Source organism: Telmatocola sphagniphila (genome assembly GCF_018398935.1).
In the GTDB taxonomy this organism is placed as follows: Bacteria; Planctomycetota; Planctomycetia; order Gemmatales; family Gemmataceae; genus Telmatocola; species Telmatocola sphagniphila.
The window spans coordinates 1,932,662-1,947,282 of the sequence record NZ_CP074694.1 but is presented as its reverse complement, the minus strand read 5'-3'; the positions used below and the strand labels follow the sequence as shown (position 1 = coordinate 1,947,282).

Annotated in this window: 11 protein-coding genes and 1 riboswitch; of the genes, 10 read left to right on the top strand and 1 reads right to left on the bottom strand. The window is 46.0% G+C overall.

The features are described from left to right. Nucleotides 1-153 precede the first annotated feature (153 nt). Nucleotides 154-1,230 carry an acyltransferase family protein gene (locus KIH39_RS07810; RefSeq protein WP_213498784.1) on the bottom strand — a complete coding sequence of 359 codons (1,077 nt, stop codon included), beginning with the start codon at nt 1,228-1,230 and terminating at the stop codon, nt 154-156. 526 nt (nt 1,231-1,756) lie between these two features. After that, nucleotides 1,757-1,844, top strand: a riboswitch (S-adenosyl-L-homocysteine riboswitch). A 13-nt stretch (nt 1,845-1,857) separates the two neighbouring features. On the opposite strand from KIH39_RS07810, the gene ahcY reads away from it, so the two are divergent. The 10 genes from ahcY (at nt 1,858) to KIH39_RS07760 (ending at nt 14,612) form a co-directional block, all read left to right on the top strand. After that, complete coding sequence (gene ahcY, locus KIH39_RS07805) at nt 1,858-3,279, top strand: adenosylhomocysteinase (RefSeq protein ID WP_213498783.1); 1,422 nt, start codon at nt 1,858-1,860, stop codon at nt 3,277-3,279. A gap of 1,165 nt (nt 3,280-4,444) precedes the next feature. Then, on the top strand, nt 4,445-5,746 hold the full coding sequence (locus KIH39_RS07800) for a glycosyltransferase (protein ID WP_213498782.1): 1,302 nt from the start codon (nt 4,445-4,447) through the stop codon (nt 5,744-5,746). Nucleotides 5,747-5,814: 68 nt separating this feature from the next. Continuing rightward, on the top strand, nt 5,815-6,930 hold the full coding sequence (locus KIH39_RS07795) for a glycosyltransferase family 4 protein (protein ID WP_315852413.1): 1,116 nt from the start codon (nt 5,815-5,817) through the stop codon (nt 6,928-6,930). Next, a complete protein-coding gene (locus KIH39_RS07790; protein WP_246539594.1) occupies nt 6,927-7,592 on the top strand; it encodes a class I SAM-dependent methyltransferase in 666 nt (221 codons plus the stop codon). Before KIH39_RS07795 ends, KIH39_RS07790 begins: the two co-directional genes overlap by 4 nt. A 249-nt stretch (nt 7,593-7,841) precedes the next feature. Continuing rightward, nucleotides 7,842-9,110 carry a hypothetical protein gene (locus KIH39_RS07785; protein WP_213498780.1) on the top strand — a complete coding sequence of 423 codons (1,269 nt, stop codon included), beginning with the start codon at nt 7,842-7,844 and terminating at the stop codon, nt 9,108-9,110. Between the two features lie 133 nt (nt 9,111-9,243). Next, nucleotides 9,244-10,377 carry a glycosyltransferase family 4 protein gene (locus KIH39_RS07780; RefSeq protein ID WP_246539593.1) on the top strand — a complete coding sequence of 378 codons (1,134 nt, stop codon included), beginning with the start codon at nt 9,244-9,246 and terminating at the stop codon, nt 10,375-10,377. Further along, a complete protein-coding gene (locus KIH39_RS07775; protein ID WP_213498779.1) occupies nt 10,374-11,558 on the top strand; it encodes a glycosyltransferase family 4 protein in 1,185 nt (394 codons plus the stop codon). The genes KIH39_RS07780 and KIH39_RS07775 overlap by 4 nt, the downstream gene beginning before the upstream one ends. Nucleotides 11,559-11,617: 59 nt before the next feature. Beyond that, nucleotides 11,618-12,766: an acyltransferase family protein gene (locus KIH39_RS07770; protein WP_261353043.1), complete on the top strand. Its 1,149-nt coding sequence runs from the start codon at nt 11,618-11,620 to the stop codon at nt 12,764-12,766. Between the two features lie 34 nt (nt 12,767-12,800). Then, nucleotides 12,801-13,949: a glycosyltransferase family 4 protein gene (locus tag KIH39_RS07765; protein ID WP_213498777.1), complete on the top strand. Its 1,149-nt coding sequence runs from the start codon at nt 12,801-12,803 to the stop codon at nt 13,947-13,949. After that, nucleotides 13,950-14,612 carry a class I SAM-dependent methyltransferase gene (locus KIH39_RS07760; RefSeq protein ID WP_213498776.1) on the top strand — a complete coding sequence of 221 codons (663 nt, stop codon included), beginning with the start codon at nt 13,950-13,952 and terminating at the stop codon, nt 14,610-14,612. It begins immediately after the preceding gene. Nucleotides 14,613-14,621 lie beyond the last annotated feature (9 nt).

The following is a 14,621-nucleotide window of genomic DNA, read 5'->3' as shown; positions in this document are numbered from 1 at the left end:
GATTGGCCCACCTCCGATTTATCTATATGACTCTACCGAGGTTTTGGAGTGGTCTCTCGCGAAGCGATTCGGAGTACAACTGTCATATAAAATCCAGCAATATTGCTAGTCACTTAAAAAGATCTGATTTCTAAATCTTTCGGATGCGAGGTTTCAATTTTTGTGATACAGTCGATCCTTCAGTCCAAGGATTGGCTTCTCTAAGAGCCAGTATGAAAGCGCTGCGACAAAAAAAGTTGCTATTAATCCAAAAGGAAATATTCTGATATTCTCAAAACCGCCTGTTAACGTGCCGTTAAAAAGTTGCTGCCAAAGATAGAGCCCATATGATATTTTTCCCATGCACACTAGCGAATTTAGTGATAACAAACTAAATGCTTCACTCGATTTTAGCTGAGATAGTACAAGAAGGAGGCTTAGTATGCTAACAATCGACGTGTCGAGTCCAGGATAGGTGAAGCTTGCTAATTTAAATCCGATCCATAGAGTAAGCCCGAGCAAACCGGTTGCCTCCAAAATACTCCTGGTTCTGTTGCTGCTTATGAGAGCATTGAAGCTGATTGGCCATACTCTTTGGGCCATGGCAAGCATACAGCCATAAAGCGGCGAGTCAAATCTGAAATCGGAGCGGATGTAAAGCGCCCCATCGGATGCAAGTCCAGCTGTTGCAGCGTAAACTCTCCATAACGTTATCAATAAAATTAGCCCACAGACAATGATTAGCCGAGTTTTGTTGCGACGTTTAAGTAGTATGAAAAGTAATGGCCAAAATACGTAAAATTGCTCCTCAATCGATAAGGACCAAAGATGTGCCGTCTCATGCCCTTGACCGACCAAGTTGCGAAAATAGAAAAGTGAGGAAATAAAGCTGTGCCAGGGGTGATGCGGGAGCGCTCCACCAATCCATATTATGCAGATTGTGCCAAGATAAATCCACAAGGCAGGAAATAGCCTTAAAGATCTTCGTATGTAAAACAATCGCAAGGAGACGCGGCCGGTTTTTCCTTCTTCGAGAAGCATAAGCATTGTAATAAGATAACCGCTCAGTACGAAAAAAATTGAAACCCCTGAATGTCCGGAGAGTAGTCCATAAGATCGGAGTCCGGTGAACTGGTCATATATGACGCTATGGGAAAACAGTACCAGTCCAATTGCCAGTCCTCGAATCCCATCTAGGCCGGGAAAATGTTTCTCTTTTGAGGGGGCTGGGTCGTCGTCGTCCTTCTTCATCAGAAATACCTGTTTATGGCAGTCATGAATCTGATCGTATATAGTAACATTTGATATAGTAAAACGCTCACTGCAAAATGGGGTTTGTTCTTCGATAACTCCTCGCTGGACCTTTTTGCGACGATAAATTAGTGAAAATTTAGATCTAAAAAGTAGTGGCTTGACGCGAGTTGTCGACTCCACACTTGCTTGGTCGTTTCGTAACTTAAGCCTTCCATTTTGGTCTTCTTTTTCTTTAAGTATGAGAAAGTTCTTTATCTAGAGTTCCGTCATTCAAACTGCAGGTGGCAAAATCCGATTCCGAGAGAGTCAGTGCACTCTAAAATCGGATAAGATGACATATTTGCCAATATTGCAAGTGGAATGGCCCTCAACGCTTGATTCATAAGTTCCAATTTATAGCGATATTGCCTGTACTGTGGCCAAGGGACCTCTTGACTCTCCTTGGGTAAGATTACTAGGTATAATATTACAGAAGGATCCGATCTTCCAGGAGAGATTTCTCAACTCAACTTGATCAAACCACGCCAGCGAGAGGCGCTGCGACGGTACGCACGGGCGTTCCTGCCAGGCTCGCTGGGATGGAGATTATTGTTCAACGGCGCCTTGAGTTTCAGGAGATTGCGAATGTCTGCCGTTGCACAAAAAACCGCTTCTTTCACAGACTACAAAGTAGCCGATCTTTCCCTGGCCGATTGGGGCCGACGGGAAATTGCCATTGCTCAAACTGAGATGCCCGGTTTGATGGCGATTCAAGAGGAATATGCCTCGCGACAGCCTCTGAAAGGGGCTCGAATCACCGGCTCTTTGCACATGACCATCCAGACGGCTGTGCTCATTGAGACCTTGAAAGCTTTAGGGGCCGAAGTTCGCTGGGCGTCCTGCAACATCTTTTCCACGCAGGATCATGCGGCCGCAGCGATTGCCGCGGCAGGAATTCCCGTTTTTGCCTACAAGGGCGAATCGCTCACCGAATATTGGGAATACACCCACAAGATCTTTGAATGGGCGGATGGTGGCCACTCCAACATGATCCTCGACGATGGCGGCGACGCGACGTTGCTTCTGCACCTGGGAGCTCGGGCCGAAGCCGACATTCACGTCCTGGATAAGCCGACCAGCGAAGAAGAGCGAGTTCTGTTTGCTGCTATTAAGGCTCGGATCGCCTCCCAGCCGGGCTGGTATAGCAAGAATCTGGCTGCCATCAAGGGAGTTACCGAAGAGACTACCACGGGAGTACATCGGCTCTATCAGATGCACAAGCGGGGCGAGTTAAAATTCCCTGCAATTAACGTGAATGACTCGGTTACCAAGTCCAAATTTGACAATTTGTACGGTTGCCGGGAGTCCTTGGTCGATGGCATCAAACGCGCCACGGACGTCATGATTGCCGGGAAAATTGCGGTCGTCGCTGGTTATGGCGATGTGGGCAAAGGATCCGCTCAAGCCTTGCGAGCCCTCTCGGCTCAGGTCTGGATCACCGAAATCGATCCCATTTGCGCGCTACAGGCCGCGATGGAAGGCTATCGCGTGGTGACCATGGACTATGCGTGTGATAAAGCGGACATCTTCGTGACGGCGACCGGCAATTACAAGGTGATCACGCATGCTCATATGGCCAAAATGAAGGATCAGGCTATTGTTTGTAACATTGGACATTTTGACAATGAGATAGATGTTGCTTCGTTGGAAGATTATCGCTGGGAAGAGATCAAGCCCCAAGTCGATCACATCATTTTCCCTGATAAAAAGCGGATCATTCTGCTGGCCAAAGGCCGTCTGGTCAACCTGGGCTGTGGTACGGGCCACCCTTCCTATGTGATGAGTTCCTCCTTCGCCAATCAAGTGCTAGCCCAGATCGAACTCTGGCGCCATAATGATAAATATCCCGTGGGTGTTTACGTTCTTCCCAAGAAGTTGGACGAGCACGTGGCCCGGCTGCAGTTGAAGAAGTTAAGCGTCGTTTTGACCGAATTGACTCCGGAACAGGCCGCGTACATCCACGTTTCGAAAGAAGGGCCCTACAAGTCGGATCACTACCGATACTAAGAGATTATTGAAGAGGCAGCAGGGCCAGTTAGCTGCCTCTTCTCATTGCCCAGCTTGAATCCGGACGGTTTTTCCTGGTTCTTTCGGTTCCTTACGATGCTCACAGGAATTACTTATTTGGCTAACCAATCAAACTGACCTGGTTTTATGAGAAGTCTTCTAACATTCGCTCTTCTAAAACCGCTTGAATGCCACAGGCTGTCGAATGAGCGAGCAAACTACAAGGCTTTTGTAGGTTAAAAAGCTCAAGTAAAATGAATTAAAATTTATGATATTAATTCCTCCTTCAATTCAGATACCATAGTTGGAGTGGCCACAGTATCCAAGGAACTGACGCAAGTTCTGAATGATATGCTAATATGAGAATAATAGTTATATCTAATAGGTCAGCAAAATAATTATCACTTTTGCTTTGTACCCCCCAGACAAGTTCTCTCATCATTTTCTCATTAAATCCTTGGGTTTTTCTATAGCCATCCACCAGATACTCATGATTAAACGAATATTATAAGTTGCTTTTAAATATGACAGTAAATCATTCGAACTTATTCCTAAATCGAATAAAGCTGACAGCAGAGAATCGTTCAATTTTACCTAATTTGGCTTGCATTCGCAGTTTTCGACGACGATAATAAGTTAAATATGGTTTAACGATGTGTATTTCCTACCTTCTAGTTTATGTTGAAGGAGTCTTACCTCCGTGCGAAGGTCTGATCATTCCGATTTGGGTAGTGCAATGACAACGAACATTCAAATATCGGACACGGATGTATTTCCACTTGGCTTTTCTCTCCTCAAGCTTCAAAACGCCCTGAAACACAATCAGAAACTCATCAGTTGACTGAAGTTGTAACGGCCTGTTAGCGAATCGCGCGGGTTGGTTATAAAGTGTTGAGAGGTTTTCTCAGTTTTTAGGGACGGGATTGGATGTCTTGCGACTAATTAATATGTAAATTCGATCTTGGTTTTTCTGTAGAACTGCGAAGCGGTTAGTTGTTTTTATTTTTTGGATTTGTTCATGATTTCACACTGGAAGGATGCGCGATCGCATCCCAAAGGGACGGAGTCTATTTACTTTGAGTTGGTTCGTGCACCTGAAAGCAATCAGTAGTCCAGAATGGGCTCTTCGCATTTTTTAAAACACAAATTCTGTCGATGAGTGGATATGTTGCTCTCGACAATTCACCGCTTTCTTGAGTTCGCTACGATTAATAGTTTAATCCCATCTGAAGTTCTGAATTTGACCGAGACTCGAAATGGATCGGCCTCATTGTCGAATCGCCCGATCAAGGTCGCCCATCTAGGTAAATATTATCCGCCCGCCTCGGGGGGGATTGAAACTCACACGCAGACTTTGGTGCAAGGGCAGGCCGCCTTGGGGGCGGATGTTCGAGTCGTGGTAGTCAATCATCGCGACGATAAGGGCAAAGACGTTACTTTCAGAAAATTTCGTCGCACTCTCACTGTGAATGAGTGCGATGAAAACGTCCGAGTGATGCGAATCGGTCGAGTCGCCTGCCTTGCCAAGCTGGATTTGGCTCCGGGGCTAATTAATGCAATTCGAATCATCTCGAAAGATCCGCCAGATATCTGGCACTTGCATACTCCGAATGTGACGATGATGCTCGCCGTCGCGTCGTTACCGATTGTGAAGCCAATTGTGATCACTCATCACAGCGACATTATTCGACAAAGAGTTCTTAAGCACATCCTTTCGCCTTTAGAGAGGATGATATACAGTAGAGCGGATTGCATCCTTGCGACTAGTTCTCAATATATTGAGGGCTCTAAGCTGCTTCAGCGATTCGAAAAGAAAGTGGTTTCTTTGCCTTTGGGAATCAACTTAGATCAATTTAAGAACCCTTCTCCAAATGCCATGGCCTGTGCCGAAGCGTTTCGAACCAAATATCCTGGGCCGATTTGGCTGTGTGTCGGACGGCTCATTTATTACAAGGGTTTTGACATAGCAATCCGCGCCTTGGCGGATGTTCCTGGAAATCTCCTACTAATTGGAACTGGCCCCATGAAGCAAGAATTAGAAATTCTTGCTGAGAAATGCGGCGTAAAAAATCGCGTGCATTGGCTGGGTTGGGCTTCGGGAGATCAATTGGTCGGTGCCTATCAAGCTGCTCGAGCTTTGTGGTTTCCAAGCAATGCACGAAGTGAAGCATTTGGACTAGTCCAAGTCGAAGCCATGGCTAGCCGGTGTCCGGTAATAAACACTGCAATTCCCGCGAGTGGAGTGAGCTGGGTCTCACCGGATGAAGTTTCGGGAATCACAGTTCCTGTGAATAATCATCTGGCCTTTGCCAATGCTGCAAACCGCTTAGCGATGGACGACGAGTTGTATAAGAAGCTATCTGATGAAGGCTACAACCGGGCTACAGAAGAATTTTGCTATTCAAAGATGGCGCAGCGTAGTTTGGATGTGTATTCGCAGATAATAAAGCTAACCTCAGAATCGTAATTTGACGAAGCACTTTGAGATTGCGAGATTATTCACTTCTCATCGATCGGAACTGCACAGTCTTTAAAATGAGAGTCTTGCACGTTTATTCGGGTAATTTATACGGGGGAATTGAGGCTTACCTATTAACTCTAGCTAGAATGCGGAATTTAGTACCAACTATGGAACCTGAATTCGCCTTATGCTTTCACGGAAGACTCTGGGATGAGCTTCATGCTACCGGTGTTGTGGTCCACCACATGGAGGCCGTGCGACTAAGTCGGTTCTTGACGATCTTCAGAGCACGAACTCTCCTAAAGCGGCTTCTCGTAAAATCAAAGTTTGATGTGATTATGATTCATGGAGCTTGGCCCTATGTGGTCTTTGCACCTGTGGTAAAATCGACTGGAATTAAGCTCGTAGCAGGAGTCCATGACCGATTAGATCGAAAGGGCTTTATCAATCGCTGGGCTTCGCGAACATCACCTGATCTTATCATTGCGAATAGCAAATTTACGGAGGAACCTGCAGCGAAATTATTCGGGGGTAGACAAAGCAGGGTTATATACCTTCCCGTGAACAAGCCTCCTCGGAATAAAGATGGTGATAGCTTACGGCGAACTATTCGGAGCGGCCTAGACACCCCACAGGATTCTGTTGTAATTCTTCAGGCTTGCAGGTTAGAGCGTTGGAAGGGACATTCTGTCACTATAGAAGCGCTTGGGCAATTGAAAGATCTTCCTGGTTGGCGGGCTTGGATTGCAGGTGGTGTGCAGAAATCAAATGAATCGGACTATATGAAGGAATTGCGCGATCTGGCGACTCGATATGGTATTAGTGAGCGCGTGCATTTTCTTGGGCAGAGATCCGATGTCCCCTCGCTTATGGCTGCCGCAGATATCTACTGCCAGCCAAACACTAGTCCTGAACCGTTTGGACTCGTGTATATCGAAGCGCTACTCGCAGGACTACCGGTGATTGGATCGTCGTCAGGGGGAGCTGCCGAAATTTTTAGCTGCGACTGCAGTATCTCCTGCAAACAAGGGGATACGGAAGCGGTAGGAAAAGCGATGAAGAGACTAATCACCGACCGCGAATTGCGAAAAAAAATGAGCGAAGCCGGCGCCGTTAGAGCAACGCATTTGTGCGACGCGTCGAATCAAATGAACAAGTTATATAAAGCACTTCAGAGTTTGTCTACATGAGTGACGTTCTAGTTGAGAAAAGAGCTAAATCAAGCCTTGGCACAAGCAGTGAAGCTATCTATAAGATGGTGCTTCGTGCGATTTCAAGTCGTGAGATTCAACCAGCTTGCATTCTGGATGTCGGTTGTGGTGTTGGCCAACTCATACCGTATGTGAGTGATCTATGCAAAACTTACATTGGAGCTGATGTAGTTCGATATCAAGATTTTCCAGATAACTATGATTTTTGTAAAGTAGATCTGGATTCTGGTCGCATTCCGCTTCCGGAGAATTACGCGGATTTGGTGGTTGCGATTGAGACGATTGAGCATCTCGAAAATCCCCGGTTTTTCGTAAGAGAGTTGACTCGTCTCACTAGACCTGGAGGATGGATTTTTATTACTACGCCGAATCAATTGAGTTTGTTGAGTTTTATGACTCTATTTCTAAAAGGCCAGTTCAATGCATTTCAAGAGGGGCCTGGGTTATATCCCTCTCATATATCAGCGCTATTAGAAGTAGATTTGATTCGAATGGCGAGAGAAAATCATTGGCGAGAAGTAAGTACTCTCTTTAGTCTGAACGGTAGAATTCCTGGCTTCTCGAGGCAATATCCTTTTTTACTCGCTAGAGTTTTGCCGAAACGTTTCTCAGATAATATTCTGATTGTTGGCAGGAAATAAAAAAGTGGAGTCTATCTTGCGGGTTTGGTCTCAACTGCCATTAGTTTTTTCATAATTGAGACCGATTGCCAAGACGGGCACTTTACTACCAGAGTGAAATGCAATTAGATCGAGCTTCAACCATGAAATCATATAGATTATGTATATTTAATTGCATTCCAATATAGGGGATTCGTTGCTTTGAGAAGACGGACTGCATCACCATTTTGGATTTTCACCTTTATTATAATTCAGTGCCTAAGCGTTTCGATGCTTGCTATAGAGCTTCTTTCGCCAGTGAGACTAGCATTAAGAGTAACACCTTTCGCTTTAGGCATCTTTTATTTAATAATATTAGGATTTGGAGCACTGGACAGCCAATTAAAAAAATTTTCATTTGCCGTTGTGGCTATTACGGCGTTTGGAATATTTAATCCATATATTAATAGTTATTTTTCTGCTGTCGCGCAGATCGGTTTGACGCTATCGGTTTGGTCGCCCATTTTCTGGGTTGATAGAATAAGAATCTCGATAAAAGATGTGCAAAAAATATGCTTGATTCTTTGGTTGTTTAATAGTCTAAGCGCGTTTTTTGGAGTACTTCAAGTTTACTATCCTGAAAGATTTGCAATAGATTTGTCGTTTAGTAAACAGATTACCGACACTAGTTTTGACGGCTTGAAGATTACCCTGGATGATGGTACTCAATTGATCCGGCCGACGGGATTGTCTGATTCTCCCGGCGGAGCCGCCTTGGCTGCTAATACCGCGATAATTATGGGTGTTGGCACGGGATTGGTTTATCGTAGCTTGCTTTTACGCTTGATGATTGCTCTGACTATAATACTTAGTCTGTTCAGCCTCTATATATGTCAAGTAAGATCGTTGCTCATTCTTACGGGACTCTCAATTTTTGCGATGTCATTATTATTGGTTTTTAGGGGGCGATTAGTTCGCGCACTTGCCATATATACAGCTGCACTTATTGCTATTGTTATTAGCTTTGCATGGGCCACTTCAGTTGGAAGCAATGCTGTGAATAAAAGATTAGATACCTTGACAGAATCTTCTGTTGCGGAGACTTATTACACCAACAGAGGAGTTTTCCTTGAGAAGGCGTTGTTTGATGATTTATTCGAATATCCGCTTGGAGCAGGACCGGGCAGATGGGGTATGATGGCTTATTATTTTGGGGATAAAACAAATTGGGTTAATCCTATGCTTTGGGCTGAAATTACTGTTTCTGGGTGGGTCTACGATGGTGGATTGCCATTGTTGATTGTTGGTTATGGAGCCATGTTAATAGGTTTTGTAAGTGCAGTGCGGATCGCAATTTTAACATCATCTGATTCACTTTCAAATTTTGCCTCAATTGTTGCTGCCGTGAGTTTGGGCTGTTTTGCAGCTACAATCTCTTCGCATGTTTTCGTTACCCAGCAAGGTATGATCTATTTGATGCTCCTGTCGGTACTACTTGTGGTGAACAGATCTGAAGAGCTAAAGCCTCGCCTGAAAACAAATGCTCCTCCTGAAAGATGAACTAAACGTGAGATTCAGTTAAATTGATTCATCTGAGATTGATATTTATTATAATAGAGATCAATTGATTGGATTGTATAGCTCTTAAATATTTCCCTATAGATTCCCTAGCGGAGCATAGCAGAATCTCTTGATGAAACCTTTTGTGATCGTTGCCGGCGATTTCGTAACTACTGGCGGAATGGATCGAGCCAACTACGCGTTGGCGGATTATCTTTCTAACCATGGTCGGACTACATGTCTGGTGGCACATCGCGCAGAGTCTGGACTCACGAGTCGACCCACTATTCGGTTTCATCGGGTACCCAAGCCATTGGGCTCCTACTTTCTTGGCAGCTGGAAACTAGCATCGAAAGGGAAGCGAATAGCACAAGGTGCCATTGGGTGCAGGTTTGTAAGCAATGGCGGAAACTGCCGCAGTTCCGATATTAATTGGGTGCATTACGTTCACTCTGCTTACAAGCCGGATTCCTCGCTAGGTTTGCTTCGCAAGTTAAAAACTTCCGTTGAACGACCTATCAATCTTCGCGCGGAACGCTCTGCACTATTGTCTGCCCGGGTAGTGGTATGCAATTCAAATCGCACTCGAGAAGACGTAATTCGTATCGGAGTTCCTCCTGATCGTGCAAAAGTAGTTTATTATGGCACCGATCCCTCTCGCTTCAGCCCTATTTCTAGCCAAAAACGCAGCGAATTACGCTCCCAATTCAATTGGCCTGAGTCCCGCCCGGTAGTTTGTTTCATTGGTGCGTTAAGTGACCGGCGCAAAGGGTTCGACACTCTTTTCAATGCTTGGAAAGACCTTTGCAAATCTACCGAATGGGACGCGATTCTCGTAGTCATCGGTCGCGGCGCCGAACTACCTTTCTGGGAGCAAAAATGCCGAGACGAGGGTATGACAGACCGGATTCGTTTCTTAGGATTTCGTTCCGACGTGCCGAATCTCCTTAGTGCCGCAGACTTGCTAGTAGCACCTACTCGATACGAAGCTTACGGTCTTGGAATTCACGAGGCGATTTGTTGTGGCCTGCCTGCAATTGTATCGGCGGATGCAGGTGTTTCTGAGCATTTTCCTGAGGAACTCAGGGAATGGCTTCTTGTCGATCCTAACAGCTCAGCAGACTTAGTTGCCAAACTGCAGCTATGGCGAAATGCATCTGCCGCATCGCTTAGCATGTTTCACTCTCTCGGGGTAAAATTGCGATCCAGGAGTTGGAGTGAAATGGGGACCAATTTCATGGAAGCGATTGGAGAGCCTCTAAGTTGAGTTCGCTTCGAATAGTGCTCTTAATGATCGAAGCCCCAATACCTTTCGGTAATGCTGCTTCACGTTGGTTCTATGTTTTGCTTCGTGAGCTTGTAGCTCGTGGACATCGAGTAACTGCCTTCGCTGCTTGCACCAAGGTGGAAGAAATTGAGATGGCAAGAAAGCTGTTTCCCAGCCCTGACTGGGATCTCAGACTTTATCCTCCGCGGACTTACCGTGGACTTGCCAGTAAGTTTGGTACAGTCTTGAAACCCTACTCTTACATGTTTTCGCGCGATCTTCGGAAGGATCTGGAAAAGACACTAGTCGAAGGTTATGACATTTTTCATCTAGAACAGATTTGGAGTGGTTGGCTAGGCCTGTCTAGACCGCGAACTGTTCTTAACGCGCTTAACTTATACCGTATTGACCTCAAAGATGCACCAATCCAAGGTTCGGGAGATTGGTTACGCCGTAAACTTCTCCTGGCTGCGGAAAAGCGATTGACGGGCTCCTATCCCAATCTGATCACACTCTCCGATCGTTTGCGAGACGCCTTACATGGCTTGCATCAGAATGCGAACATTTACGTCGTTCCGCTTGGTATAGATTACTCACTATACCCTTATATTGAAGACACTCGACGTGCTAAAGAACCTGTAGTCAGCGTTATTGGCAATATGAAATGGCAGCCGACGTATTCGGCAACAGTTCGATTAGTACGTCGACTTTGGCCAGAGATTAAGAGGCGGACACCTACCGCAAGATTACAGATCGTCGGATGGGGAGCTCGAACTGCATTAAAAGATTACATTAACTTGCCTGACCTGATAGTCGCAGAGAATGTGCTCGACACACGGCCTTACTTTGAACAAGCGAGTCTACTTCTGTATGCACCACCGCTCGGGAGTGGAATGAAGGTCAAAATATTGGAATCATTCGCCTACGGGGTGCCGGTGGTAACCAACTCGGAAGGGGTAGAAGGATTGCCAGTAGTTGATGGGCTTCACGCTGGAGTGTGTCAAGACGACGAAGGGCTGATAGATCGAGCAGTAAATCTGCTGAATGATAGAGAAGCCCAGAATCGACAGCGTGCGGCAGCACGGGACTTACTAGTATCCCACTGCGGGCCCGGCCCTACGGTCGATGCGGTCGAGCGAGTGTACTCAAACATTTTAAAACTTCCTGGTGTAAAATCTTAACAAATTCGGAGAGACATCTGCAGAGTGCCAGTAACGCCCACTTTCTTCCGCTCGATGGAATGCGGGGTTTGGCCGTCACTGCTGTAATTGTGGTTCATGCATGCAAGCCCAAAGGCGCAGGATCGGGCTTAATAGGTCCGATCGCTGGAGCAGGTTGGGTAGGGGTAACTTTGTTTTTTGTCCTCTCCGGATTTCTAATCACAGGGATCTTATTGGATACAAAAGGGCGATCTGGTTACTTCGCAAATTTTTACGCCCGGCGATCACTTCGAATCTTCCCCTTATACTATATATTCCTGTTCGCATACTTCTTCATTCTCCCTGCTGCCGGTGCCGACTTGCCTCAAATTGCCAATACTGGAGAAAGGATTTCTTTCTGGCTTTACCTGACGAATATGCGCGAAGCGTTGTTCGGGCCTACTTCGCCCTGCGAACCGCTGGATCCACTTTGGTCGCTGGCCGTCGAGGAGCAAGTCTACCTCGTTTGGCCACTCCTAATCTTAGTATTCTCGAAGAAAGGACTTGGTAGAATTTTTCTGGGACTTGCGATATTTTCTCTCTTGTGGCGAGGAGCCACTAGAGCTGCAGCACTCCCAGTAGCTTGGAGTTATGGGTGGTCCCCAGCTTGTTTGGATGGTTTTGCAGTGGGCGGTTTAGTGGCCGTCTCTATGAGAGTAAACGAATGGCGGCCCTTGTTAATACGATGGGCCGCACCTACCGCAACTGGAGCTGGGTTATTTGTTTTTGGAATGGCTGTTGCGCAGCGACATTTTGCATTTGGTCTGAATTTGATACCAATTCTCACCATTGGCATGACTGCACTTTCTATCGGATTTGCAAGTATGATTGGTTGGCTTGTTACCACACCACCTACAAAGTTGCATAGAATCCTTGGTTCCAGTTGGCTATCTTTGCCAGGCAAATTTAGTTACGCAATGTATATTTTCCACGCGACCGTGATAGTTTTACTGTTGCCAAAGTTTGGTGTAGTCTTTGATCAAAATGGAAAGTGGGCAATGCCGACCCTAAATGCAATAGGTTTTGCAATAGTTGTATGGGTGGTAACTTTTGGGATCGCTATCGCAAGCTGGTACTCGTATGAGATGTGGTTCCTTAAATTGAAGCGATTCTTCCCGACTGAAAGGCGAGCGATTGGAGAGGAATTTCTCAAAGTAAAGACTGGAATACTCACTGACGCGAGAGAATGACAGTCTTTGATTTTTTTCTAGCAGCACTTCCTTTATGACCAAAAATCTTCGTGTCGGGTTCAACGCCTATCTGTTGAGTTCGCCCGACCTTCGAGGGTGGGTACGCTATATCCTCAACCTCCTGGCGGCACTACCCGCACATGGTGTTCGACCGGTACTTTATTCAACAGCTACACTTCATGCGGACCACTTAGCACGGCTTCCATTGGATTCTTACGAAGTTCGCATTTCACCCCCTATGCGGTATCTGACCTGGGAAAATGTTTGGTTACCTCGACAGCTCAAAGCGGATTCGATAGATGTCTTTCATTGTCCCATGAATTACGGAATGCCCATGTTCACTAATTGCCCGAGAGTCTTGACACTCCACGATGTCATTGACATTGTTTACTACATACGTCGAATGTCTAATTTTAACCGACTCAAACCGTCTTCTTTGAGGACCAGTTTCACAAACTGGGTCGCTCGTGTCCGAGCGGATCGAATTATAACCATCAGCGAACATGCCAAGCGGGATATTATCAAACACTTGCGCGTACCCAACAAAAAATTGACAGTTGTGTATGAAGCCGCCGATCCGCAATTTCATCGCGTCATCATGCCGGCAGAGATCGAAAGATCTCGCTGTAATTACAAGCTAGCCAAACCTTACTTTTTCTACCTCGGCGGCTGGGAAGAGCGGAAAAATCTTCCATTTTTTTTACACTGTTTTGCTGCCGCATCCTTAGCAGACGAGGTCCTGGTGTTGGGTGGGGGGAAGCCGGCTCAACAGACTAGATTGTTTGAATTGTCGAAAACTCTTGGAATCGCGGACCGAGTGAAGTTTCTCGGTTTCGTACCAGAAGCAGACTTGCCGTCTCTCTATGCAGGGGCCTTGGCTTTCGTTTATCCCAGCAAGTACGAAGGATTTGGATTGCAAGTGTGCGAAGCCATGGCTGCTGGATGTCCAGTGTTCGTGGCCAATTCGACCAGTTTACCTGAGATAGCCGGTGAAGGAGGGGAGTTGTTTTCGTTAAATGAGAGAACTGAACTAGCCGATCTCCTGAGGAAGGTAGCAACCGATTCGATCTTTCGAAAGGTTCTAGTCGAACGAGCTCGATTGCGATCCCAGAATTTTTCGTGGGATCGCACCGCGAAGGAAACCGCCTCCGTGTACCAAAATTGTAAAAGGCATACCGATTAAATGGAACATCCAGCTTACATCAATTACTGGAAGCGCAAAAAACTCCTCTCGACTTCCGTTCCAGCTTTCCCTCGGCGTAAATGGTGGCCGACCGATAGTCTGAGCGACATCGAATCGGAGTATTTCCGTACCGTAAAATCCGCCGCGAACATTCTAGACGTGGGTGCTGGGGATCTTCGAGTTATGCGCAAGTTCCAAGCTGCTGGATTTAGTGGCGAATATCACACTCAGGACATCGGAACGGAATTTGAATATACGTATAAAGATCTTTCAGAAGTTACTGGTGTCTACGAAGCAGTGATTTGTCTGGATGTTATTGAGCACCTGTACTTGGAAAATGGTTTAGGTCTTCTTATTCGATTGACGGAACTCGTCCGGCCGGGAGGGGTGCTTTTGTTGCAAACACCTAACGGGAGATGTATACGTAATCCGCTTGGTAATGATATGACACATTTGCACTTGTATAATCTTCCAGACTTGTGGGCCTTTCTGGTGGCTTTAGGATTTGAAGTTGAAGGTTTTAGGGTTGTTTTTCAAGCTAAGGAGCGGCTTTCACTTTCCAGCTCGTTGGCTTCTTGTGTTGGCCGTTTCGTTACCGCTCGCTTATTAGGAGCGGATTATGCTGAGAACATTGCGATACTCGCTAAAAAAAGCACTTTATAAAAATAATTT